Source organism: Azonexus sp. (assembly GCF_049652925.1).
In the GTDB taxonomy this organism is placed as follows: domain Bacteria; phylum Pseudomonadota; class Gammaproteobacteria; order Burkholderiales; family Rhodocyclaceae; genus Azonexus.
Genome location: NZ_JBASFI010000010.1, coordinates 46,727 through 70,355, shown reverse-complemented (window position 1 = coordinate 70,355; position 23,629 = coordinate 46,727). Strand labels below are relative to the sequence as shown.

Annotated in this window: 26 protein-coding genes and 1 pseudogene; 14 read left to right on the top strand and 13 right to left on the bottom strand. The window is 60.2% G+C overall.

The features are described from left to right. Positions 1–32: 32 nt before the first annotated feature. Positions 33–1,217, bottom strand: a complete 1,185-nt coding sequence (locus WBK19_RS03320; RefSeq protein ID WP_511286931.1) for a CaiB/BaiF CoA transferase family protein — start codon at positions 1,215–1,217, stop codon at positions 33–35. A 215-nt stretch (positions 1,218–1,432) separates the two neighbouring features. Here WBK19_RS03320 and WBK19_RS03315 point away from each other — a divergent pair, with 215 nt between their 5' ends. From WBK19_RS03315 to WBK19_RS03300, 4 genes are read left to right on the top strand one after another with little or no spacing between them, the layout of a single operon-like run. Further along, positions 1,433–2,269, top strand: coding sequence for an SIR2 family protein (locus tag WBK19_RS03315; RefSeq protein WP_494647827.1), 837 nt, complete (start codon positions 1,433–1,435; stop codon positions 2,267–2,269). Between the two features lie 28 nt (positions 2,270–2,297). Beyond that, positions 2,298–2,855, top strand: coding sequence for a hypothetical protein (locus WBK19_RS03310; RefSeq protein WP_511286929.1), 558 nt, complete (start codon positions 2,298–2,300; stop codon positions 2,853–2,855). After that, positions 2,855–3,232 carry a bacteriohemerythrin gene (locus tag WBK19_RS03305; protein ID WP_511286927.1) on the top strand — a complete coding sequence of 126 codons (378 nt, stop codon included), beginning with the start codon at positions 2,855–2,857 and terminating at the stop codon, positions 3,230–3,232. The genes WBK19_RS03310 and WBK19_RS03305 overlap by 1 nt, the downstream gene beginning before the upstream one ends. Continuing rightward, a complete protein-coding gene (locus WBK19_RS03300) occupies positions 3,232–3,636 on the top strand; it encodes a Rieske (2Fe-2S) protein (protein WP_511286925.1) in 405 nt (134 codons plus the stop codon). The genes WBK19_RS03305 and WBK19_RS03300 overlap by 1 nt, the downstream gene beginning before the upstream one ends. A gap of 11 nt (positions 3,637–3,647) precedes the next feature. On the opposite strand, the gene WBK19_RS03295 is transcribed toward WBK19_RS03300, so the two are convergent. Both WBK19_RS03295 and WBK19_RS03290 read right to left on the bottom strand, forming a co-directional pair. After that, positions 3,648–4,367: a hypothetical protein gene (locus tag WBK19_RS03295; protein WP_511286923.1), complete on the bottom strand. Its 720-nt coding sequence runs from the start codon at positions 4,365–4,367 to the stop codon at positions 3,648–3,650. A gap of 224 nt (positions 4,368–4,591) precedes the next feature. Next, the gene (locus WBK19_RS03290) at positions 4,592–5,155 is read right to left on the bottom strand and encodes a flavodoxin (protein ID WP_511286921.1); all 564 of its coding nucleotides are present in this window, start codon (positions 5,153–5,155) and stop codon (positions 4,592–4,594) included. A gap of 131 nt (positions 5,156–5,286) precedes the next feature. Between WBK19_RS03290 and WBK19_RS03285 the strand changes: the two genes are divergently transcribed. Continuing rightward, complete coding sequence (locus WBK19_RS03285; protein ID WP_511286919.1) at positions 5,287–5,547, top strand: hypothetical protein; 261 nt, start codon at positions 5,287–5,289, stop codon at positions 5,545–5,547. Positions 5,548–5,563: 16 nt separating this feature from the next. On the opposite strand, the gene WBK19_RS03280 is transcribed toward WBK19_RS03285, so the two are convergent. Continuing rightward, on the bottom strand, positions 5,564–6,301 hold the full coding sequence (locus WBK19_RS03280) for a dinitrogenase iron-molybdenum cofactor biosynthesis protein (protein ID WP_511286917.1): 738 nt from the start codon (positions 6,299–6,301) through the stop codon (positions 5,564–5,566). A gap of 163 nt (positions 6,302–6,464) precedes the next feature. Between WBK19_RS03280 and WBK19_RS03275 the strand changes: the two genes are divergently transcribed. Both WBK19_RS03275 and WBK19_RS03270 read left to right on the top strand, forming a co-directional pair. Then, on the top strand, positions 6,465–8,111 hold the full coding sequence (locus tag WBK19_RS03275; RefSeq protein WP_511286915.1) for a nitroreductase family protein: 1,647 nt from the start codon (positions 6,465–6,467) through the stop codon (positions 8,109–8,111). After that, a complete protein-coding gene (locus tag WBK19_RS03270) occupies positions 8,108–8,548 on the top strand; it encodes an ankyrin repeat domain-containing protein (RefSeq protein WP_511286913.1) in 441 nt (146 codons plus the stop codon). The genes WBK19_RS03275 and WBK19_RS03270 overlap by 4 nt, the downstream gene beginning before the upstream one ends. 99 nt (positions 8,549–8,647) lie before the next feature. Here the strand turns inward: WBK19_RS03270 and WBK19_RS03265 are convergent, their stop codons facing one another. The 4 genes from WBK19_RS03265 to cysD all read right to left on the bottom strand — a co-directional run bounded on the left by WBK19_RS03265 (position 8,648) and on the right by cysD (position 12,776). Further along, on the bottom strand, positions 8,648–9,529 hold the full coding sequence (locus WBK19_RS03265; RefSeq protein ID WP_511286911.1) for an HDOD domain-containing protein: 882 nt from the start codon (positions 9,527–9,529) through the stop codon (positions 8,648–8,650). 20 nt (positions 9,530–9,549) lie between these two features. Continuing rightward, positions 9,550–10,365, bottom strand: coding sequence for a response regulator (locus WBK19_RS03260; protein ID WP_511286909.1), 816 nt, complete (start codon positions 10,363–10,365; stop codon positions 9,550–9,552). 174 nt (positions 10,366–10,539) lie between these two features. Next, on the bottom strand, positions 10,540–11,808 hold the full coding sequence (gene cysN, locus WBK19_RS03255) for a sulfate adenylyltransferase subunit CysN (protein ID WP_511286907.1): 1,269 nt from the start codon (positions 11,806–11,808) through the stop codon (positions 10,540–10,542). Beyond that, positions 11,808–12,776 (bottom strand): sulfate adenylyltransferase subunit CysD, encoded by a 969-nt coding sequence (gene cysD / locus WBK19_RS03250; protein ID WP_511286906.1) that lies wholly within the window; start codon positions 12,774–12,776, stop codon positions 11,808–11,810. The genes cysN and cysD overlap by 1 nt, the downstream gene beginning before the upstream one ends. A gap of 142 nt (positions 12,777–12,918) precedes the next feature. On the opposite strand from cysD, the gene WBK19_RS03245 reads away from it, so the two are divergent. Further along, positions 12,919–13,437 carry a superoxide dismutase family protein gene (locus tag WBK19_RS03245; RefSeq protein WP_511286904.1) on the top strand — a complete coding sequence of 173 codons (519 nt, stop codon included), beginning with the start codon at positions 12,919–12,921 and terminating at the stop codon, positions 13,435–13,437. A gap of 337 nt (positions 13,438–13,774) precedes the next feature. Next, positions 13,775–14,122 carry a hypothetical protein gene (locus tag WBK19_RS03240; protein WP_511286902.1) on the top strand — a complete coding sequence of 116 codons (348 nt, stop codon included), beginning with the start codon at positions 13,775–13,777 and terminating at the stop codon, positions 14,120–14,122. A 146-nt stretch (positions 14,123–14,268) separates the two neighbouring features. Here WBK19_RS03240 and WBK19_RS03235 read toward each other — a convergent pair whose 3' ends face one another. Further along, positions 14,269–15,558: an OmpA family protein gene (locus tag WBK19_RS03235; RefSeq protein ID WP_511286900.1), complete on the bottom strand. Its 1,290-nt coding sequence runs from the start codon at positions 15,556–15,558 to the stop codon at positions 14,269–14,271. Continuing rightward, positions 15,555–16,502: a toll/interleukin-1 receptor domain-containing protein gene (locus tag WBK19_RS03230; RefSeq protein WP_511286898.1), complete on the bottom strand. Its 948-nt coding sequence runs from the start codon at positions 16,500–16,502 to the stop codon at positions 15,555–15,557. Before WBK19_RS03230 ends, WBK19_RS03235 begins: the two co-directional genes overlap by 4 nt. 839 nt (positions 16,503–17,341) lie before the next feature. Between WBK19_RS03230 and WBK19_RS03225 the strand changes: the two genes are divergently transcribed. The 5 genes and pseudogenes from WBK19_RS03225 (at position 17,342) to WBK19_RS03205 (ending at position 21,759) form a co-directional block, all read left to right on the top strand. Then, a complete protein-coding gene (locus WBK19_RS03225; RefSeq protein ID WP_511286896.1) occupies positions 17,342–18,781 on the top strand; it encodes a catalase in 1,440 nt (479 codons plus the stop codon). A gap of 106 nt (positions 18,782–18,887) precedes the next feature. Then, positions 18,888–19,745 carry a ZIP family metal transporter gene (locus WBK19_RS03220; protein ID WP_511286894.1) on the top strand — a complete coding sequence of 286 codons (858 nt, stop codon included), beginning with the start codon at positions 18,888–18,890 and terminating at the stop codon, positions 19,743–19,745. A gap of 34 nt (positions 19,746–19,779) precedes the next feature. After that, on the top strand, positions 19,780–20,274 hold the full coding sequence (locus WBK19_RS03215) for a Dps family protein (protein WP_511286892.1): 495 nt from the start codon (positions 19,780–19,782) through the stop codon (positions 20,272–20,274). A gap of 75 nt (positions 20,275–20,349) precedes the next feature. Next, positions 20,350–20,445: pseudogene (locus WBK19_RS03210) on the top strand (DUF1508 domain-containing protein); the annotation flags it as partial. A 699-nt stretch (positions 20,446–21,144) separates the two neighbouring features. Further along, entirely contained in the window at positions 21,145–21,759 is a 615-nt protein-coding gene (locus WBK19_RS03205) for a peroxiredoxin (protein WP_511286890.1), read from the top strand. Between the two features lie 25 nt (positions 21,760–21,784). Here WBK19_RS03205 and WBK19_RS03200 read toward each other — a convergent pair whose 3' ends face one another. The 3 genes from WBK19_RS03200 to WBK19_RS03190 all read right to left on the bottom strand — a co-directional run bounded on the left by WBK19_RS03200 (position 21,785) and on the right by WBK19_RS03190 (position 23,343). After that, positions 21,785–21,961, bottom strand: coding sequence for a hypothetical protein (locus WBK19_RS03200; RefSeq protein WP_511286888.1), 177 nt, complete (start codon positions 21,959–21,961; stop codon positions 21,785–21,787). A 423-nt stretch (positions 21,962–22,384) separates the two neighbouring features. Further along, positions 22,385–22,702 (bottom strand): hypothetical protein, encoded by a 318-nt coding sequence (locus WBK19_RS03195; protein ID WP_511286886.1) that lies wholly within the window; start codon positions 22,700–22,702, stop codon positions 22,385–22,387. Positions 22,703–22,806: 104 nt separating this feature from the next. Next, positions 22,807–23,343, bottom strand: a complete 537-nt coding sequence (locus tag WBK19_RS03190) for a J domain-containing protein (protein WP_511286884.1) — start codon at positions 23,341–23,343, stop codon at positions 22,807–22,809. Positions 23,344–23,629 lie beyond the last annotated feature (286 nt).

The window sequence follows — 23,629 nt, the reverse complement described above, 5'->3', positions numbered from 1 at the left end:
TTTTGGCCGTTTTTTCCGGTTGACCGTAGCATTCAGAAAACCACCGGATCACTGACCACGCCAGCCGTCGCCAGCCGTTCAATCTCTCCTGCCGACAGGCCCAGCGCGGCAAGGCGTTCGCGCGAGTGTTCGCCGAGTAGCGGGGGCGGGCTCTGGATGGCGCCGGGGGTGCGCGACAGGCGGGGGGCTGGAGTTGGTTGCAGGACGCCGGCGACGTCGGCGAAGGCTTGGCGGGCGACGTTGTGCGGGTGGGCTGGCGCATCGGCCATGCTGAGGACTGGCCAGACGCAGTCGTCGGTGTCGTCGAACAGGGTCGTCCAATGGTCGCGCGGTTGGGCTTTGAAAATCGCAGTGAGGCGTTCCTTCATGGCCGGCCAGGTCGTCGTGTCGTACTGCTTGCCGCTGAAATTGGGGTCGTTGACGAGGCCGAGGCGTTGGACGAAGGTTTTGTAGAACTGTGGTTCGAGCGGGCATACGCTGATCCACTCGCCGTCGGCACACTGATAAACATCGTAGAACGGGGCGCTCGAGTCGATGGCGCACTCGCCTTTCCATTCGCCCAGCGCTTCAAGGTTGAACAGCCCGTGGGCGAGGACGGCGGAGCCTTCGCACATGGCGGCGTCGATGACCTGGCCTTTGCCCGATCGTTGCGTTTCGATCAGGGCGCAGGCTATGCCCCAGGCCAGCATGAGGCCGCCGCCACCCATGTCGCCGACCAGCGTCGGCGGTGCCCACGGCGCGCCGCCGTGGCGACGGCCGGTGTCGAGCACGCCGGCGATGGCCGCGTAGTTGGCGTCGTGGCCGGCGCGCGGGGCGAGCGGGCCGGTCTGGCCCCAGCCGGTCATGCGGCCGTAGATCAGGCGCGGGTTGCGCGCCAGACATTCGTCCGGGCCGAAGCCGAGGCGTTCCATGACGCTGGGGCGGAACCCCTCGATGAGCACGTCGGCGCCTTCTATCAGCTTGAAAACGAGCGTCTTGGCTTCAGGGTGCTTGAGGTCGATGCACAGCGATTTCTTGCCGCGATTGGCCACGGCCTTGCGCCCGCCGCCGAACAGTTGCGAGGCGAAAGTGCCGCCGGCGCGCTCAAGCAGCGTGACCTCGGCGCCCATGTCGGCAAGCAGCATGCCGCAGAACGGCCCGGGGCCGATGCCGGCGAATTCGACGACCTTGATGCCGGCCAGCGGGCCGCGGGATGGGTTTTGAGTGTTGGTTGGCATGGTTTTGGCGAGAGACGGATTCAGGTGGGGTAAGAACATATCACCCAACGGGCATTGGTTGGGCGTCGTCTGCAGTGTAGGTCGTCCCCCGAAAAACACTGTCGCAAACACGACAATTGAATGGCAGTGCGCCCGGAAAGGCAGGCCAGATCGAGAAATGCATTCAGGCGTGGAATTTGCTGAATAGGGCTACACCCCCTTTCAGAGCAAACAAAATGACCCCAGAACTGCGCGAAAAACTGCTGGCCGGCCTCAAGGATGGCAGCATTGTTCCCTACCTCGGCCCTGGCGTTTTGGCCGATGTGAAAAATGCGGCGACCGGCGCGCCGATTCCGGCCGACAGCGATTCGCTGATCTACGCCATGAACGACGGCAAGCCGATGGCGCCGAAGCTCATGTACGAATTCCCGCGTGCCGCGATGAACGTCGAACTCAAGCGCGGCCGCAGCGCCGTCACCAAGTTCCTCAACCGCACCTACGGCGAAACCGCCTGGACGCGTGGTGCCGTGCATGACTGGCTCAAGGGCATCGCCCCGCATTACGTCATCGACATCAACCGCGACACGCAGCTGCAGGACTCCTACGCCGATGTGCCGCACAACCTGATCGTCGGCATCGCCCGCCTCGGCGGCACCGATTTCCGCTACAAACTGTATTTCTGGGATGGCGTCGCCTACCAGAAGACCGAAGTCATCAACGCCGCCCTGCCCATCCTCTACAAGCCGATGGGCACGCCGAAGCCGGAGGCCAACTACATCGCTTCCGACGCCGACTACGTCGACTTCATCACCGAACTGATGGGCGGCTTCTCGATCCCGCCGGAAGTCAAGGAACTGCGCAAGGGCAAGCAATACCTGTTCATGGGCCTGCGCATGAACCGCGACACCGAGCGCATGGTGTTGTCCGATGTCATCTACGCCGCCGCCGAACCGGCCGGCTGGGCGCTGATCGCCAACCCGACCGACAAGGAACGCCGCTTCTGCAAGAAGCAGAAGCTCGAAGTGATCGAAGCCGACGTCTTCGATCTGATCGGTGCGGCCATCGCTGCGTAAACCCCATTCAAACCTGTAAGGAAGAACCATGCTGCTTGATCGTTACGAACAATACTTTTTCAACTCCAACTTCAGGGAAGCAGCCAGCGACGCCGGCTGGGAAGGCTATCGCGGCGAGTTGGTCGTCATCGAAGGCGAAGTCGCCGACGACCAGGGTCGTCGCAAGCCGCCGGTCGCCCTCTTCAAGCAGGCCACCGTGCTTGCCCAGGGCGATGAGCTCAAGCTGATCTCCGGTTCCCTCGAAGAGCTTCAGCACTGGCCGCACTTCATGGAAAAGTTCGGCGTCGACATGACACCGGCGACCATCGCCGTGATGTTCACGGTCAACATTCCCAAGTCTTTCGTATCCACCATCAACGGCTGCACGGTCGTCTTCGTCTCGCTGACCGAAGGCCTGTGCTGGAACGAACTGATCGACCTCGCCGCACTTGACAAGGGCGACTTCAAGGGTCAGGGCCCGGCTGACAAGATCGTCACCGTCTTCAATGCGCTAAAGGGCAACAAGTACAAGTACCCCGAAAAGACCATCGAAGAAGCCCTCACGACCACCAACAACGCCAAGCGCGAAGTACACGGCGCCGTCTGATGGCCTGGGACGAGTCCCGTCACGCGCTGGGTGTTCCCGCCATGGACGACACCCATCGCGAATTCGTCGAGCTTGCATATGCTCTGCTCGTCGCCTCCGACGAGGACTTCCCGGCGTTGTTCGTCCGTCTGCACGAGCACACCCGCCAGCATTTCGAGCACGAAGGCAAGCTCATGAAGTCTTGCCGTTTTCCCGCCATTGGCGAGCACAACAGCGAGCATCTGCGGGTGCTCGGTGAACTGGCCCACTTCGCCCGTGGCGTGAAGGCCGGCCGCTTGGGGACGGCGCGTGAATACGCCCGCAACCTGCCAACCTGGTTCGCCGGTCACCTGGCGACGATGGACTCGGCCCTGGCTGGGTGTTTGAAGAAGGCGTGATGGCGGACCGCATCGCGCCCAAGTTTGCCGTCTGCCCGAGTGCCGAACTGGCCGACGGCGAGCACCGCAAACTGACCATGACTTTCGAAGGGCGGGAGGAAGAATGCCTGCTCCTGCGCTTCGAAAGCCAGGTCTACGCCTACATCAACCTCTGCGTGCACATGCCGCGCCGGCTCGATGGCGAAGAGCCGCAAGTTTTTGACCATACCGGGCGCTACCTGCGCTGCTCGATGCACGGCATCGTCTATACCCCGCAAACCGGCGCCTCGGTCAGCGCCATGTGCGAAGGCGAACGCCTGCGGGCGGTGGAGTGCTATGAGGATGGTGGAGAGGTTGGGATTGCTGACTTCCGCGTTAGCGCAATCGTTACCCCGAGTGTTAGAAGCTGCTCTTTGGCTCGTTAAGCAAGATTTTTCTAGACCGGCAGACGGCGTAGTGCGAGGTTTCCTTGTTCATCTCGGTAGGTCTCGAATATTGGAAACGGAAAATTCGAATCCTCAATCCCTAAATCATCAGCGGACAACAGAGACTTTGCTGCACTAACCATTACAGGAAAGCCAAGTATCACCCTGCCTTGGCCATCAGTTCGGCTTTTGGCTTCCCGTTCAATCCTGCTGTTGATCACTCTGCAATAAACGTGATAGGTCCCCTCATATGGATAGAGTTGAAGTGCCGCAAAACCTTCCTCGTCCTTCAGTTCAATGATGGAGTCTTGGAGCAACGAGAGTATGCAAAGAGCAATTTCCGACTGGCGTTCGATCAGAGGGGAGACGAATTCGTTGGATATATCTTTGTCCGTAGATGAGAAACAAAAGAACGCAAGCCCTCCCAGTGCGAGCACCAACGCATTTGCGTTGATAACATTTTCAACTGGGATGTTTTGAAATTCCTCGAGGGTTGATGTTTCGAGGGCTGCATGCAGACGCTGAACATGATTGCGTACGTTTGTCTCAATGATCCCGCGATCTCTGCTCGCATGGGCGATAAAGTCACAAACTTCTATGAATTCCTTGTTCTTCCTCGTGAATTCGTTAGTCTCTGATGAGAGCCGATCTCTCATGTATTTAGCAACTTCCCGAAGGTCAATCAACAATGCCTTCACGTCGGTTTCTGTGAAGCGCCCGGATTTCAGCATTTCGATCCCAGTTCGCACTGAGAGCTTAATTTTTCGGGATAGAACGAACGGATGCCTAGTCATTGTCGTGGGATCGAAGGGGCTTAGTTCGAATTTTACCGCGGCCCGAGTTGATGTCTGTCCAATGACATTTTCATTGCCTTTGTGCCGAGCTGCTCAGGCGCCAGATATCCGCTGACCACCGCACATGAGATACGATGGTCAGCTCGGCTGATATTCCGCGCTCAGGCTTCCGCCGTCAGCTTTTCCAGCAACAGCGGTTTGACCTGGGCCAGCCAGGTCGTGATGCGCTCATCGGTGAACATGCCTTGCGTGCGCTGGTCGATGAGCAGGCCGATGAAACGGCCGTCGACTTCGGCGGCGGAGTGGTCGTAGGTGTAGCCGTCGGTTGGCCAGTCGCCGACGATTTCGGCGCCCCTGCCCTTGAACTTCTCGACCAGCGCGAATAGCGAGCTGCAGAAGCGGTCGGCGTATCGTTCTTGGGCACCGAGGCCGAAGAAGGCGATGCGTTTGCCGCTGAAGTCCACATCGGCCGGCAACAGGGCGAGGAATTCTTCCCAGTTCGGCTCGAAGCAGCCGGACGAGGCGCCCTTGCCGGGAATTTCGCCAATGCCGTAGCTCGGCGTGCCGAGGATCAGCGCGTCGTATTTGAGCATGTCGTCCGGGGTGATGCGATTGACGTTGACCGGCTTGTCGCAGACGTCGTCGCCGAGCTGTTTCTGCATTTTCTTGGCGATGAGGCGGGTGGTGCCGGTTTCGGTGCCAAAAAACATTCCGATTTTATTCATGGTCGTTCCTGATTGAGGTTGGAGGTTGGTGCGGCGTGGACTTGGCACGCCCGTTGCGAAGATGGGTGAAAGCAGGCTGCCGACGTCGACTTTGCGACAGGGCAGCAGACCCAACCCCAACGGAGTTCGCCATGAGTGCCACCACCATTGATTGCAAGGGACAGATCGTCAGCATGGGCGACAAGGTCCGCGTTCTCGAAGTCAGCGTTGATCCCGATCTCGATGAGGACGATCTGGAGATGTTCAGGGACATGGTCGGCGCCATCTGCGCCATCGAGCGCATCGATGGCGAAGGCGCTGCCTGGGTGGCACTGTGGTGGAACGGCGACGAAGGCACCATCCTGACCCAGGTTGGACTGGCGCCGCGGCAGATGGAGCGGGTGGCGGCGTGAGCCGCCGTTAAATGACTCATTCGTCAATTTCCGCCGCGCTGTAGTTCTTCAGTCGCTTCTCGGCCGAGACGCCGAGAATCTTGAGCAGCCAGGGCGGTGGCGATTCGACCATGGCCACCTGGAAGGGCTGGAGGATGTCGAGGGCCGGCCCGCCATCGGGGATCTTGATCGGGTAGATGTCGGCGCGGATGACCTTGGCAGCGGCCGGGCCGCCAATCGAGACGACGTAGCAGACGTGACAATCGCCGATCAGCTTGGCGCGCCACAGGTTCTTGTCTTCGGCGAACTCGGCGTCCATGGTGTCGCGGATATCGACCAGGCGGATTTCGGTCGGCGATACCTGATAAACGAGAAAACGCAGGCAGGAGCCGAAGTGGCCGGAGAGCAGGTCGCCCTTGTCGGAGGCGATGGCGATGCGCACCGAGCCGGGCATTTCGCCGTCTTCATAGGCCTCGATCTTGGGCAGCGAATCGTCGCCCTGCGTTTCGCCCCACAGGATGCGCACGGCCAGTTTCATCGACTCGAGGCCGATGCCGATATCTTCGCCATCCTCCTCTCCGTCGGCGCTGGCGAAGCCGGTCTTGAGCATGGTCACTGTCGTCTGGCGCAGCTTTTCCTCGTCGATGTCCTCGCCGAGCCGGCGTTGCAACAATTGGATCAGCGCCGGCAGGCTGGCGTTGGGCATGGCCCGCGACGCCAGCGCGATGCGCAGCGCGGCTTCGCGGGTGACCGGCGGTTTTCTGACTTCTTCCATGACATTCTCCGTTTTTGATTGGGGTTGGGATTTAAATTTAGGTTTGGTTTTTCCAATTCCCTTGCAGAGATGGTGCCAGCCAGTGAAACTGGGCTAACTGCCTGATTTCACGCGGGCATGGGGCTTGCTGAAGTCCACCCAACGCCAAGGAAAACCCATCATCGTGTCGGATACCTCACAAGAAGTCGTACGCGCCTACCACGCGCGCACCAAGCATCGTTTCGAAGCCTATGCCGAAGGCCCCGGCCAACTGGACTGGGACGCCCAGCCGGCCGCTTTCCGCCACTATCCGGGCGCGCCCGTGTTCGAGTTGCCGTTGGTGGCCGACCGTTTCGAGCGTTGCTACGGTCAACTGGAAAAAAAGCCGAAAAATGAAATTGCGCCGGACCTCGACAGCCTAGGCGCGCTGCTTGAGTTGTCGTTCGGGCTGTCGGCGTGGAAGACCTGGGGGCCGAGCCGCTGGGCCCTGCGCTGCAACCCGTCGTCCGGCAACCTGCATCCGGTCGAAGCCTGGGTGCTGAGCGCCGGCCTGCCCGGTGTCGGCGCCGGCCTGCAGCACTACGATCCGGAACAGCACGCCCTCGAAGGCCGCGCGCTGACGGCGCCAGTGGCGGGCGAGGCATGGCTGGCCATCGGCCTGACCAGCGTCATGTGGCGCGAAGCGTGGAAATACGGCGAACGCGCCTTCCGCTACTGCCAACTCGACATCGGCCACGCCGTCGGTGCCCTGGCCTACGCCGCCGCGCTGCTCGGCTGGGAAGTCGTGCCGATTGGCGCCACGGCCGAGGCGCTGAAGCATTGCCTCGGGCTGGATCGGCCGGACGATTTCCCGCCCTCGCGCTACGCCTTCACGGAAACCGAAGAGCCGGAAATCCTGCTCGCCATTCGCGCCCCTGGCCTGAATACGCCGCCGTCGGCCGAAGCACTCGCCGCCTGGCTCGATGGCGCCGACTGGCAAGGCAAACCGACCCGCATCGACCCGTCACCGGGCTACCGCTGGCCGGCCATCGATCAGGTCGCTGCCGCCAGCCGCGGGGTGCTCAGCGCGCTGGAATCCACGAGCTTTGCGCCACTGCCGTCCCTCGTCCCGCATCCGACGACGACCGGCACCGCCCAGATCATCCGCCAGCGCCGCAGCGGCCAGCGTTTCGATCCACACTATGCGCTGTTGAAACCCGCCTTCTACCGCATGCTCGACGCCGTGCTGCCCCGGCCGCAATTGCCGTGGCTGGCCCAGACCACGCCGCCGCGCATCCACCTGCTGCTCTTCGTCCTGCGCGTCGATGGTCTGCCCAGCGGCCTCTACCTGCTGCCGCGCACGCCGGCGGCGTTTACCGAGTTGCCCGCCGCGCTGCTGCCAGCCGACGAACGCTTCGCCAACCGCCGTCCGGTCGCCGAATTCGACCCCGATTGCCCGCCACACCTCGGCCTCATCCAGCTTGCCGAAATGGGCCTGCAGGAAATGCAGCGTTTGGCCCGCTCGCTGTCCTGTCATCAGGACATCGCTTCGACCAGCGCCTTCTCGCTCGGCATGCTCGGCGAATTCGCAGACGCGACGGCGACCGGCCACGGCTACCGCGAACTGCTGCGCGAAGCCGGGCTGGTCGGTCAGGTGCTCTATCTCGAAGCCGAAGCCGCCGAAGTGCGCGGCACCGGCATCGGCTGTTTCTTCGACGATCCGGTGCATCAGCTCGTCGGCCTGAGCGGCCCGCGCTACCAGAGCGTCTATCACTTCACGGTCGGCACGCCCGTCACCGACGCGCGCATTGAAACCGGTCCGCCTTACCCCCAACGACAAGAGAAACCATGACCCCCCAACTTTCAGCCTTCCTCACCGAACACGGCTTTCAGCCCGACAACATCAACGCCCCGCAAGCCGACGGCCGTTTCACGCCGCTCATGCGCGCCGCCAAGCTCGGCCGGCTCGACATCGTCGATGAACTGCTGGCGCTTGGCGTCGATCTCAATGCCCTCAACGCCGACGGCTGCAATGCCCTGTGGCTGGCCTGCTACAACGGCAGCCATGAACTGATCGAACGCCTGATCGCCGCCGGCGTCAATATCGACCAGCAAAACGGCAATGGCGCCAGCGCCCTGATGTACGTGTCGTCGAACAGCAAGCCCGATCTCGTCAAACTGCTACTCGAAAAAGGCGCCAACCCGACATTGAAGAATTTCGACGACTCGACAGCGCTCGATCTGGCTGCTTCGCTGGAATGTTTGAAGTTGCTGCGCAAGGCCGCCTGAGGGCCGGTATTCCCTGGACAAAAGGGGCAGGGGGGAATCTGTGTCGGCCAGCCAATTCAACCCCAAACCTGGCAAGGCCGGAGTGACTGCGGCACTTCCCTAAGAGGCCAGCGGATCGCCTTCCGCTTCGGCCTGGCGGGCCGCCTGGACCTGCTCGTCGGGGGCGCCGATGCGCTCGAGCAGATTACTGTGGCCGATGTGGAGCAAGGTTTCGATGGCCCGATAGTCGTCCGGCAAGGCGGGGTCGTTCCAGCCATTGGCTGAGTGCCGGGCGAGATCGACGGCGAGCTTGACGTTCCTGACGTTGGCTGTTTCGGCGTCGGCCGGATTGAGCAGCGAACAAAGCAGTGATGGCAGCCCCCAGTGGGCAATCAACTCAATGGCGATTTCGTCGAGCGAGGCACCGAAGACTTCTAGTTGAATCTGGCTGCTCCGCCGTCCCGGCTCGCTGGCTAGTCGCTCCTTGGCGCGGATGGCGAGGTTCGGGGCGAAGCACCACATGAGGATTTCGACCAGATCGTGAAGCAGTGCCGCCAAGGCGATTTCGTCGAAGCTGACGTTCTGCCGCTGTAGGGCCCAGTCGCGGGCCCATTGCGATGCAACACGGGAGCGGGCGATGACCTTGAGCAGGCCGAGCATGGCCTTCGGGTAGCCTTTCATTTGCTGCTCGACGATCGGCGGGTTCTGGATGCTGTTGTAAAAATTCTCCGTACCGATCATCACCAGCGAACGCTCGATGGTCGTGATGTCGGCCGACTGGCTTTTGGTTCGACGCGCCTGCATGGTTTGAAACAGGCGCACGGTCATCAGCGGGTCATGGGCGATGATCGTCGCCAGCTTGCGGGTGTTGATCGTCTCGGCGGTGGCCCGCAACTCGTCGAGCTGGTGGGCAGTGTGGCGAAGGAGCGGGACTTCGATGGTCTTGAAGTGATCGACCCAGGGGCCGACGCCCGGGAAGGGAAAATCGATCATCAAGGTCATGGCAGTAAACCTTTCATCGCTCAGGCGTTGAACAGCTGTTTCAGAAAATTCTCGACATAGGCCGGGCGAACCGGCTTGACGACGTAGCCGCGAGCACCGAGTCCGGCCGCTTGCTGGACGATGGTGCGCGAGGTGTCGCCGGTCACCATGACGACGGAAGTTTTCGGGCTGGCCTCGACGATTCTGGGCAGCGCGTCGAGGCCGCTCAGGATGGGCATGTTGACGTCGAGAAACAGTACGGAAGGCTGGTGGGTCGCGGCAGCACGGATGGCTTCCTCGCCATTGACCGCCTGACCGACGACCTGCAGGCCCAGCTCGGTGAGCAGGCCTTTGAGTAGCAGGCGGATTGAGCTGTTGTCGTCGGCAATGACGGCTGTCGGCCGCCTGCCGGGGGCTTTGGCAGGATTCGCTTGAGCTGGCTGGGCTGCCGACGATTTGCCGGCCGCTTCCGGCTCGATTTCCGGCGAAGCCCGGCGGCGGGTTTCGCAAACCTGCTGCAACTCATCGATCACCTGTTTCTGGCCGAACGGCTTGCGCAGAAAGCCGGCCGCGCCGGCATCGGCGGCCTGGCTCTCGATGCCCGGGCCTTCCGTCGCGGTGATGAACAGCACATCGATTTCCGGATGGTACGAATTGATTTCGCGCAGGATGTCGAGGCCATCCCGCCCCGGCAACTGGTAGTCGAGGCAGACAATTTCCGGCGACAGCTCGCGCACGGCTTCCATGACGCCGTTGCCATCTTCCAGCGCACCCACCACCTCGTAGCCCTGGCTGGACAGAAGGGTGGTCAGCAGGTCTCGCATCGAGGCATTGTCATCAACAATCAGAACACGCATTCAGAACTTCCCAGCAGTTTCCATGAATTCAGGTTTCGGGTGATTCGGTCAGATCGCTTGCAACGCTTATGGTAGCCGCGAAATGGGGAGATTGGACAGGCAGAAATCAAAACGCCTCCATGATGGAGGCGTTTTCAATTTTGGCTTTTTTTTCCGGTTGACCGTGGGAATCGCCTACAGAATCATCCCGGCGCCGACCGTGTTGTTATTGCTCTCGTCGATGATGATGAACGCCCCGGTCCCACGATTTTCCAGGTAGGGGTCAGCGAACAGCGGCTGGGCCAGCTTGAAGGTGACTTGCGCGATGTCGTTCATCGCCAGCTTTTCGGCTGGGACTTTTTCCAGCGTGTTGACGTCGAGGCGGTGGTCAATGGCGGCCAGTTTGGCCTTGGAGTCGCGCGTCGTGTGGCGGATCAGGTAGGTGCGGGCGCGGTCCATCGGGGCTTCGGCCATCCAGCAGACGGTGGCTTCGATCTGCTTTACTGCCGCCGGGACTTCGCTGGATTTGACGATCATGTCGCCACGCGAGGTGTCGATTTCGTCGGCCAGCAGCAGGGTGATGGATTGTTCGCAGAAGGCTTCGCCGATATCGATGCCGCCGAGTTGCACAGCTTTGACGGTGGACTCGCGGCCCGAGGGCAGGACGGTGACGGCGTCGCCGACCTTGATCGAACCGGCTTCGACGCGGCCCATGAAGCCACGGTAATCGTGCAGCTCTGGATTGGCAGAATCCTGTGGGCGGCAGACGTACTGGACCGGGAAGCGGAACTTCTCGGTGTGCTCGGTATGGGCGGCCGGGGCGGTTTCGAGCATCTCGAGCAGCGTCGGGCCTTCGTACCAGTTCAGCTTGTCGCCACGGTCGACGATCATGTCGCCATTGAGCGCCGAGAGCGGGATGAAGCGGATGTCTTCGATGCCGACCTTGGCCGCGAATTCGAGGTATTCGCCCTTGATGCGCTCGTAGGTTTCCTGCGAGTAATCGGCGAGGTCCATCTTGTTGATGGCGACGATCAGGTGCGGGATGCCGACTAGCGAGGCCAGCTTCGAGTGACGGCGGGTCTGGGTCAGGACGCCCTTGCGCGCATCGATGAGGATGATGGCGAGGTTGGCGGTCGACGCGGCGGTCACCATGTTGCGGGTGTACTGCTCGTGGCCCGGCGCGTCGGCGATGATGTACTTGCGGGTTCCGGTCGAGAAGTAGCGGTAGGCGACGTCGATCGTGATGCCCTGTTCGCGCTCGGCCTGCAGGCCGTCAGTGAGCAGCGACAGGTCAACCGCGCCCATGCCGCGTTTTTCCGAGGTCTTGGCGATGGCCGACAGGGTATCGGCCAGGATGGTCTTGGTATCGAACAGCAGGCGGCCGATCAGCGTGCTCTTGCCATCATCGACGCTGCCGCAGGTCAAAAAGCGCAGCAGGCCGTGGTCTTCTACGTGGGCGGTCATCAGAAGTAACCCTCTTTCTTGCGTTGTTCCATGGAGGCGTCGCTGGTCTGGTCATCCAGACGGGTAGCGCCGCGCTCGGTGATGGTGGTGGTTGCGGTTTCGAAAACGATCTTGCTGACGTTGTCAGCATCCGATTCGACCGGGGCGGTGCAGGAAATGTCGCCGACGGTGCGGAAACGCACCTGCAGGTCGATGATTTCTTCACCGTCCTTGGACGGGTTGGCAATGCCGCCGCCGACCAGCGGCACATTGACCGGAACTATGGAACCTTGGCGCATGACGACCGGGCGCTTGTGGGCGAAGTAGATGTTCGGCAGTTCGAGGCCTTCGCGCTCGATGTATTGCCAGACGTCCATTTCCGTCCAGTTCGAGATCGGGAAGGCGCGGATGTTTTCGCCCTTGTGGCTGCGGGCGTTGTACAGGCTCCACAGTTCCGGGCGCTGGTTTTTCGGGTCCCACTGGCCGAACTCGTCGCGGAAGCTGAAGATGCGTTCCTTGGCGCGGGCCTTTTCCTCATCGCGACGGGCGCCGCCGATGCAGGCGTCGAAACCGAATTCCTCGATGGCTTCGAGCAGCGTTACCGACTGGTGTTTGTTGCGCGATTCGCCTTCATGCTTGAGGACAACGGTGCCGCGCTTCATTGAGTCTTCGACCGAACGCACGATCAGCCGCTCGCCGAGTTCGGCCGCACGCTTGTCGCGGAAGGCGACAACTTCCTTGTAGTTGTGGCCGGTGTCGATGTGCATCAGCGGGAAGGGGAACTTGCCCGGACGGAAGGCCTTTTCGGCCAAGCGCAGCATGCAGATCGAGTCCTTGCCGCCGGAGAAGAGCAGCACCGGATTGGAACACTGGCCGGCCACTTCGCGCATGATGTGGATGGCTTCGGCTTCGAGCCAGTCGAGATGAGAGAGGGTAGAACGTTGGGTCATTGCTTGGGTAATCCGCGTGGATTGTCGAATGAGCGCCATTGTAGCAAGGCCTTAATATTGTTTTAAGAACAAGTGCGCATCTTGTTATTTCAAATTGTTATAAAGATGGGTGGGTATTGACGGAACATCTGATTCGCATACGGGTCAGACAAAATTGCCCGTTTCTATTCAGGAGAAAACCATGTTGCTCCGCCCCGCTATCGCCTTCAGTGCCTTGTCAATTGCCGTGCTGAGCGGCTGTGCCACCCCCATGTCCGGTCCCTCGGCCAGCGCCGAGCTGCTCGCCCGTTCGGGCAGCATGGTCAGTGGCACGGTCAGTTTTTCCGAAACGGACGGCCGTTTGCGCATTGAAGCCAAGGTGGCCGGGCTGACACCGGGCGAGCATGGCTTCCATGTGCACGAGGCGGGCGATTGCAGTGCGCCGGACGCCAGCAGCGCCAAGGGCCATTTCAATCCGATGAGCAAGGCGCACGGCCACCACGCCAGCGACGAACATCACGGCGGCGACATGCCCAACCTGATCGCCGATGCGCAGGGTATGGCGACATACAAGGCCGAACTCCGCGGCCTGACCCTGAGCGGCCCGACCGGCGTGGTTGGTCGCAGTGTCGTGATCCATGCCGATCCGGACGACTACAAGTCGCAGCCGGCCGGCAACTCGGGCAAGCGCGTCGCCTGCGGGGTGATCGCGGCGCGCTGACGGATGCTGAAAACTTCAAATTTGGCAAAAATTTCCGGTTGACCGTATTAACCGGATACAGGCAGCGGATCGGCCGGTAATGTGTGGTTTGGGCTGCTTTTGCGTCGCGCCCAGTGCAGAGCGTTGGGGCGTGTTCACAGTGACCCGCGCTGCACGTTGCTTGCTGAGTACGCGCTAATGGCTGCGAAATGTGTCGAAAATACTTACACGGCCAAAATTCCCAACATTATTTTCCATTGTGCTTGTGGGGTTTCCAGACGCAGGCATCATGTTTGCTGAGTGTTCAGAAGCGGCTTTGTAGCAGTCGAAGATGGTTGTGAACTGGAGGCGAGAGTTGATGATGGAAGCAGAAAAACCGGGCGAGAAAATACTCACAATCCTGCTCGAAGCCCTGACCACGATTTCATATCTTCGAGGGAAGGACGAGCGGGCGGCCAGCATCGCCGAATATGCCCTGGATCAATACGAAAAGGCCTTGCGCTATGCCGGGCATGCGGAGGGCGTTGGCGAGCTGCCGTATTTGCCTGGTCTGTGTCCGGACCAGCGCAATCATCATGCTCTCCGGCGCAAGAACGACAGACGATCCATCAACTACGGCCCGCCCGCGGGGTTGGCGGACCAAAGGCTCGGTGCGGAACGCCGAATGAATGCGGATCGCCGCAGCCAGGGGCAGACATACTGTTGAACAAGGCTACATCAACAAAAGGCCGGCCGGCACCTGGGGAAAACGCATCGCCTGCGGTGTGATCGCTACGCGCTGGGCACCCTCGGTATTCCAATTTTGGCCAATATTTCCGGTTGACCGTGGCAACCGCTCCCTGGCGCGGATCATCAGCACCCGATCACCCTGAACTCCACTCGCCGATCCAGCGCATCGCTGGCATCGTCGCGGCCGTTGCCGACCATCGTTTGCCGTGAGCCGACGCCGTTGGCGATCATCCGCTTGTCGAGTCCGGGCGAGGTTTGGGCCAGGCGCGACTTGATGTATTCGGCCCGGAGCAGCGATAGCCGTTCATTCAAGGGTTCCGGCCCAGTCGGGCTGGTGTGGCCGGTGATTTCCAGGCATTTGCCGCTGTCGCCGGTGCGCCGGGCGATGGTTTTGAGCCAGCCTGGATAGCTGCTGTTTAGCGTCCGATTTGCCATGAAAGCCGTCGAGCCGGGACGGAACAGGAACTTGACGGCCAGCCGCTGGTGTTCGAGGCCATAGTCGACGACCTTGGCAAAGGCTGCCTCGGCCGGCCGCTGGCGGCCGAGCTTCCAGTTGGCAAGATAAATGCCGTTATGCACGCGGAACTGGTCGCCGGCCGGCATGGCCAGGGCGCTGGTGTAAAAATCGAGGGCTTCGCGGTAACGGCCGGCCTCGTAGGCTTCGATGCCTTCTGCAACGACCGAGGCGGCCAGAATGCGGTCGAGGTAGAGCGGGTTGATCGGGTCGCCGGCCTTGGTGCCCTGGCAGGTCTTGATATAGCCCTCGGTCGCCGGGTCTTCCGACCAGGCCGGGGCATCGCGGAAAAAGGCCAGTGGCGTCGGGTCCACCCCTTCCGGCAAGGCAAAAGCCAGACCCTTGCTGACCAGCTTGCCAGTGCGCAGATCAGCCAGCGCGAAGCAGATGCGGTAAGCCTCGCGGGTGCCCGCTGTCTTGCGCTGGGCATTGACCCCGGTGAAGGTGCCGATCAGGACCAGCGGGCTGCGCGCCACGTTGGCCGCCGAAAAGGCCTGCACGTCGAACTGCGGGTAGCGCTCATGCATCAGATCGGTCAGCCGCCGGCCCATCGAGCGCGTCGTCACCGACTGGGCGCCGGTCATGCCGTCGATCAGCGGATCGATCACCAGCGCGTATTTTGGCTGGGCCGGGGTGCCGGCTGGAGGCAGTTTGGCATTGGTGAACAAGGCCGTGGCAGCGCTCAAAACCGCCTGGTCATAAGGCTGGGCCGGCGGTGGGGCTGGCGCAGCGGGCGAGGCGGCTGGGCTGGCCGAGGCTGGCGGGGACGAGGCGGTAGCCGACGGTGCAGGCGAAGAGGTGTATTCCTTGAGACTGTCACAGCCGGCGACCAGCAGCACGGCGGCAAAAGCCGCAGTGCACAAGGCTGAACGCGAAAGGCGGGGAGATCGAATATTCATGGTCGGCACTCCTTGTCGAATCTTGATTGGCTTGCCTCGGAAAGCGTTTCGCCGAGCTGGATGCGGGCCAGCAGATCGGCACAACGAGCGCTCGACAGCCGGGTCGAATCGGTCCGCTTGATGGCGGTGGAAGACTCGGGCAGGGTTCTGCTGCGCGACAGAGGCGTCGTTGAGGACGCCAATGCGGCACTCGAGTCGCGGGAAATTTCCGGTCGGACGCTCGCGGTCGGCGGCGATGGGTTGGCCGGAACGGCAGCGGGAGCAGCCGGCGGCACCCTGCGCTCCGGTTGCCGGCTGGCAGATTCCGGCGCCGGGGTCGCGGGAACGGGTTGCTGGCGAGACGACAGGCCGATGAAGGCAGCAGCGCCTGCTAGCAGCACGCCGCCAGCCAGCGCCCAAAGTGGCCAGCGCGCGCTGGCTACATGCATCGCCGGCTTTGCCCGGCCGGGTAAATCGGTCGTGTTGTAGGGCGGGTCAGGGTCATGTTCAGCATCGGCTGGCCTGGTCGGCTGCCGGATCGCCGACGATGGACTATCCGTGGCGCTCACCGCCGGCTTGCCCAGCAGATGCTCAAGATCCGACAGCAGCATGCGCAGGCCATCGAAATCGGGCGAGCCATCCCAACCCGTCAGATCGGCCGCCTGAATCTCGCGGAAACCGGCCGGCGGGCGAACGTTCTCGATTAGAACAGGCACCAGCTTGCCCAACCGGCGCCCCTCGGTGGCCTCCTCGTACACCCATTCGCTTTCAATCGACTTGGCCGACCACAAGACCACCATGCAGCGCATGTCCTCCAGCGCATGCTCAAGCACGCTGCGCCAGGTTTCCCCGGCCGGAATCCGCCGATCCCACCAGACGCTCCAGCCGGCCGAACCAAGTACCTCGGCAACCCGCCGCGCCGTCTCCCGGTCACGCTCGGTGTAGCTCAGAAAAATATCGGTCATTTCCTCCCCCGCTGAGGCCAGAAAAGCCGGAAAGGCCGTCGATGCGCCAGCCCTCCTCAGTCGGCAGGCAGTGCGTTCGACGCCAGAAAACCGGCCAACCTCAGCTAGTCGACCGCGGAAAGAATATTCCGTTCAATTAAAAGGAGGGAAGGCGGTGGGGAGTGTTTGTTCAAGAGCGCTGCGATGTCAGAAATACAGGGAGGCCGCCTGAGTGTCTCTAAATCGGTGCTATTGCTGACCTTGAGCTGTTGGTCAGAGTCATGCGGCAATGCGCAGGCTACTTGCCGTTTAGCAGGAAATTTCGTTGAAGGGCAGCTTGCCGATCTGGCGAACACACACTTCGTGCCCAAAGGCGACGTTCGAAAGTGTCGAGGTTCAACGGCCGGTTTCTGAAAGCTGCCGGAAAGCCTAAGCGAGCAATTCGGCCATTGCCGCCGATGGTGCTGGCCAATTTGTATGGCTGGTGTCGTGCAGGTTGCCGACATTGTCACAATCTGCGACCAGAAGGGTAGCGGCTTTATGAACATGGCTTCATCAAAAGCTATCTTGTAACCAAGCGGTTATTGATGCACGTCAACACGCCATGCATTAGTCGATGGCACAGCATTTATTGGTGAGGATTTGCCTACCTGCATTCTTGCTTCCCCCTAAAACGATTGTTAGACTTTGTTAAGTAGCAAATCCTAATGGATCGTTGCTGCATTTTTCCGGCAAGCCAGCCATCCGCCAGCCAGCCACTTTCCTCGTTTCAGGGTGAAGGTGTCGTTTCCAGTTTGCGCCCCGATTTCCCGCGAGGAATATCGTTTTGTTGAAATTGAAACAAGATAAGGAGAGCGAAAATGGATAAGAAACTCACGACTGCTGCCGGCTGTCCCGTGGTGGACAACCAGAATGTCATGACTGCGGGCCCGCGTGGTCCGCAACTACTTCAGGATGTCTGGTTCCTGGAGAAACTGGCGCATTTCGACCGCGAGGTCATTCCCGAGCGCCGCATGCATGCCAAAGGCTCTGGTGCTTTCGGCACCTTCACCGTAACCAATGACATTACCCAGTACACCCATGCCAAGATTTTCAGCCAGGTTGGCAAGAAGACTGAGCTATTTTCCCGCATGTCCACGGTGGCGGGCGAGCGCGGGGCGGCCGATGCCGAACGCGATATTCGCGGTTTTGCGATCAAGTTCTACACCGAGGAAGGCAATTGGGATCTGGTCGGCAACAACACCCCGGTGTTCTTCCTGCGCGACCCGCTGAAATTCCCGGACCTCAATCACGCCGTCAAGCGCGACCCGCGCACCAACCTGCGCAGCGCATGCAACAACTGGGACTTCTGGACCTCGTTACCCGAAGCCCTGCATCAAGTCACCGTGGTGATGTCCGATCGCGGCATTCCAGCCAGCTACCGCCATATGCATGGCTTCGGTTCGCACACCTTCAGCCTCATCAACGCTCAGAATGAGCGTTTCTGGGTCAAGTTCCACTGGCGCACCCAACAGGGCATCAAGAATCTGACCGATGCCGAGGCCGAAGCCGCCGTCGGCAAGTGCCGTGAAACGCACCAACGCGATCTGTACGAGGCCATTGAGCGCGGCGATTTCCCGAAGTGGACGCTCTGCATTCAGGTCATGCCGGAGGCGGATGCCGAGAAGGTACCCTACCATCCGTTCGACCTGACCAAGGTCTGGCCGCACAAGGACTATCCGCTGATCGAAGTGGGGATCATCGAGTTCAACCGCAACCCCGACAACTACTTCGCCGATGTCGAACAAGCCGCCTTCAACCCGGCCAATGTAGTACCTGGCATCGGCTTCTCCCCCGACAAGATGCTGCAGGGTCGTCTCTTCTCCTATGGCGACACCCAGCGATATCGCCTGGGTGTCAACCACGGACACATTCCGGTCAACGCACCGCGCTGCCCAATGCACAGCTACCACCGGGATGGTCAGATGCGCACCGATGGCAACTATGGTTCGACACTGGGCTATGAGCCGAACAGTTACAACGAATGGCAGGAACAACCGGACTTCCGCGAACCACCGCTGGCAATCAACGGCGCAGCCGATCACTGGAACTTCCGCGAGGATGATGACGACTATTACAGCCAGCCGCGCGCCCTGTTCCGCTTGATGACGCCTGACGAGCAGCAGCGTCTGTTCGACAACACCGCCCGCGCCATGGGCGATGCACCTGAAGAAATCAAGCGTCGCCACATCATGAACTGTACCAAGTGCGACCCGGCTTATGGTGCCGGTGTTGCCAAGGCGCTGGGCATGATGGCTTGAACCAGGATTGCCGATGGACCGAGGCCAAACAATTGCTCTGAACGGGCTTGCTTCCCGGCACTCTTGGTTTGTGCTGCTGCGTATGCATGCGCAGCAGCACAAACTGGTGGCAACCGGATTGGCGCTGGCGTTGCTCGGCGTAATCGTCCTGCTCGGGCAAAGCATTAGCCAAGTGCTTGCCGGCAATGCTGCGCCGGGCTTGCGCCTTGCGCTCTACGGCGGTGTGGCAGGGTTTGCGACCACGGCACTGGGCGCGTTGCCGGCTTTGCTCATGCGCAGTTTGCCGCAGCGTGTCGAAGACAGCATGCTGGGCTTGGCGGCGGGCATGATGCTCGCCGCCAGCGCCTTTTCTTTGCTCTTGCCCGGGCTCGAAGCCGGTGAGTCGCTGCTCGGCAATCGGGGCACCGGTGCGGCAGTCGTTGTCTTCGGGATGGCGCTGGGGGTTTTGCTCATGCTGGGCCTGGATGAGTTCACGCCGCACGAGCATGAAACGACGGGGCCCTGCGGACCCGGCTACGAAATCTGTGGTCGCGTCTGGCTGTTCGTCTTTGCCATCGCCTTGCACAACCTGCCCGAAGGCATGGCGATCGGTGTCAGTTTTTCTCAAGGGGACATGGGTGTAGGCTTGCCGCTCACCACGGCCATCGCCTTGCAGGACATTCCCGAAGGACTCGCTGTTGCACTTGCCCTGCGCAGTGCCGGCGTTGCGCCGGGCTATTCGGTACTGATTGCTGCGGCCAGTGGCCTGCTCGAACCGGTGGGCGCGTTGCTCGGCGTAGGCTTGGCCGGTGGCTTGGCGCTGGCCTATCCGATCGGTCTGGGGCTGGCGGCGGGAGCCATGATCTTTGTGGTTTCACACGAAGTCATCCCCGAGACACATCGTAACGGCCACCAGACGAGCGCCACCCTCGGCCTGATGGCCGGCTTTGCCCTGATGATGGTGCTGGACACCACGTTGGGCTGATCACTCTCACTAAACCAGAAAAGGAAAATCGAACATGAAAGACAGTAAATCACTTCCCCCTGTCATCGATATCGGCATTACCGATGCCGACCGCAAGAAAATTGCCAAGGGCTTGTCGGCGCTACTGGCCGATAGCTACACGCTCTATCTGATGACCCACAACTTTCACTGGAACGTGACCGGGCCCCAGTTCAACAGTCTGCACAACATGTTCATGGGGCAGTACACCGAGCAGTGGAATGCCCTGGACATCATTGCCGAACGCATTCGTGCGCTGGGTTTCCCCGCTCCGGGAACTTACAAGGAGTTCGTGAAGCTGGCCTCGATCCAGGAAGTGGAAGGCGTGCCCAAGGCTACCGACATGATTCGTCATCTGGTCACAGCCCAGGAAGCAACAGCCCGCACGGCGCGCAAATTGTTCCCCATTGTCGATGCCGCCAACGATCAGCCAACAGCCGATGTGCTGACCCAGCGTATCGACATCCATGAAAAAACGGCCTGGATGCTGCGCAGCTTGCTAGAGGATTAAGCATTCGGCAACATCGGTGACAGAACGTTCAGGTTCTGTCACCGATGCGGCAGGAAGTGAGCCAGCGAACTTAATGAAACCACAGCTTCAAGAGATAACGTCATTGAATCAGTCAAGAGAAACACCCCTGAAGCGACCATAGCGGAAGTTACCGCTTTACCCGCATGCTGATGATGGTATCCAAGTGATGCCAAGCCACCATCGCAAGCACTTGGCTGCTTACAAGTTGCCCAGTAGGCGATATCCCATTGGCAATAATGCTGACGCGTATGAGCTTGGCGCCTAATCTATTTCGCGCGCTCTGCGATTGAAGATCATTCTGACATCAAAGCGTCGTGTTCAACAAAAGAACAGCGCGAAACATAGGCGACAAAACTGTCACCCAATACTCGAAAGTCAGCCAAAAATGACAGGAAGAGTCATCTTGGTTGAGAAACTCAAGGGCAATACACTGATTTAATTGCCTAATTTAGCCAGGCAGTGTGGTACGGCTCTTGCGATTACTCTTTTGCCAAATAGTCAAAAGCGGCCTGATTGGCCAGATTTGACCTCAGAGACGCCCCATAGTCCGGAGCAATCTTAACAATGGGAAAAGATGATTGGTCAGGGAAACGTGGAAGTTTGAATATAAGCATATGCTGATTTTACTTATCAGCCATCGGGCACACCGGAGCGTAGCAACCGAGGTCCTTATCGAGGATTCGATAGCCCTCTCCCGGTGTTTATATCTCCACCGGAATAGCCCCAGGCAACAGGGAATATTCCAGCAAGCAAGGAGCTGTCATGAGTTGTGATACCGGTATCAAGCCGCGCAAGACCGTCAAGTCTGTTCAAAATCCCTCGCAAGAAAACGTTCAGGAGAAAAAAGCCATGAGTTCCACTATGGTCCGCCGTGAAATGCCCGAATTCACCATGGAAGCCTACGACGCCAAGACAGGCCACTTCACCAAGGTTTCCAGTGCCGACTATAAGGGCAAATGGGCTGTTGTCTGCTTCTACCCAGCCGACTTCACCTTCGTCTGCCCGACCGAGATCGCTGCAATGAATGCAAAGTACGACGAATTCCAGAAGATGGGCGTTGAGATTCTTGCGATTTCAGTCGATTCCAAGTTCTCGCACAAGCGCTTTGTGGAAACCGAACCTATCCTCAAGGGGCTCAGGCTGACCATTGGCGCCGATACGACCCAGGAAGTCAGCGAGTTGTTCGGTGTACTGATCGAGGAAGAAGGCGTCGCCCTGCGCGGGCGTTTCCTGTTCAATCCGGATGGCATCTGCGTCGCCCAGGAAGTTCAGGCAGACTCTGTAGGCCGCAACGTCAATGAGTTCATCCGTCAGGTCGAAGCTTGGCAACACGCCACCAAAACCGGCGAAGTCTGCCCGGCCGGGTGGCGCCCTGGCAAGAAGACACTGCCGGTAAATACCGATGCTGAAAAAATGACGGGGCGCGTCGGCGACTACATCACGATTGAGGAAATCCTGAGCTAACCCCCTCTGGCCCTCTTCCTCGGCATTAACCGACGGGGAAGAGGGTGCGACAGGCCGGCATCGCCGCTCCCATTTTTACGTATTCAAACATTCCCATGCTGCTCAACAGCTTGGCCGAGAACCGCAGCAAGCTTTGTTTTTTCGCCGCAATGGTCGTTGCGGTAGCGGGTGTCGAAGAGGGAAGCAGCGCTTCAGATGACATGCAGCCTCAACGTCAGCAACCTGCCTGTCACTAGCCACTCAAGCGAACCAGCGCCAACGGCGGCAATGGCCGAGTTGAGCGCATTGCTTACCCGGCCGGTTTCAAATGCGGCCATTCAAATGACTGCTATAGGTAATTTGCGACCGGCTGCTCTTGGCCGGGACCGCCAGTTCGGCATCGTTGCCGCATTGCGGTCGTTAGACAGTCGTAGTTATTTTCAGTGGTTGTTCTAGTGACTACTCAACACAGCACCGCCTTTCATTGAGCAAGCTGACAGCAGAAAATGCCCTACCTCCTGTCTTGATTCCGGTGGTTCGCGGCCTCGGAGCGATTCTGAGGTTTGCTTTCACCGAAAAGAAAGACTCCGGTTGTCTTTAAGATTGCCATGCGCGCATCCAGTCAGATGCCCATGTTCGAACCAAATCACTTTGATCGGTGGAACTCCGAAACCAGGACTTTTGCCTTGAGTAGCATGATGTCTTTGAGCATGCGTATTTTTCGGCCATGTTCCTGATGCGCCAGGTCGTAGATTTGCTTTTTCAGCGTTTCATCGCAGCTTTCAGGAAAACTCAACGACCATTGCGTGAAATAGGCGTCATAGCCATTGATTGTCTTGATCAGCTCGAATCTGAGCTTTTCCCGGGTTTTCGGCGGGATGGGTGCCAGTATTTCTTCAATGTCGGCATCGTAGTCATGGTTTCGCTGATTGTGCGCAATGGGAAATTCGATGATCTGACTCATGGGCATTCACCTGTTCATTGATTCAAGAAAAAGGCCTCTGGGTATCTTCCCGGCATGGCAATTGATCTGCAGCGCTATCCGCTCCAATTCGGGCCTGCCTTCGGTCACGAAATCGTTTCGAGCAGGACGGTGCGCGCTTTGGTGATGCGGACGAACTGTTCATGACTTCCCCCGACGTCGGGATGCGCTTTCTGGGCGAGCCGTCTGTAGGCGGTGTTGACTTGGCGTTTTTCGAGCTTTCCGCTGGCCGGCAGGTTCAGTGCCTCGCGATGTTCGCGTTCGTCCACGGGCTGGCGCTTGCCGTGGTGTCTGCCTTGCCGGCCGAAGAAGCGGGCAAATTCCTCGTTGATTCGCTCCTGGGCGGCACGGCGCAGGTTGATTGACTCCCGCTTCAATGCCGCTTGGTCGTCTTGCCAGCGCTGGCGCGACATGACGATGCAGGCGGCAAAGCTGATTCGGCTGTGGGTTTCGAGTTCATCGAAATCGAATGGCCCGACCATGTCGAAGGGTTCTTCCAGCCATGCTGTTCGTCCACCGGGGCCGACCTCGACCCGGCCGAGCGTGGCCGTGGTGACCACGCCGAGCCCACCGTTCCAGATGACCCATTCGTCGTCGCCTGCAGCGGAGTAGGTGTCACGCATGCCTTGCCTCCCGGGCGTGAGGGGCGCGGTATCGACAGGGCCGCGGGCGCCGGCTGTCCAACGCGGTGCGCGAGGTGGCAAGGGATGGGGGTTGAATTGAAGGGAACACGACAAGAATCGCCCGTTTGAACGCTGTTACCAACGGGAATGCAAATAGCGCACCAAGATTTGCCTGCGTCGTCAGGCTGAACGCAGCGACAAAACGCGTGGGGCTAACTTGCGAAGGGCTTTTCGGCGCCAGTCAGCGTCTGGGAGATTTCAATCTTGGGCGAAATTTCCGGTTGAC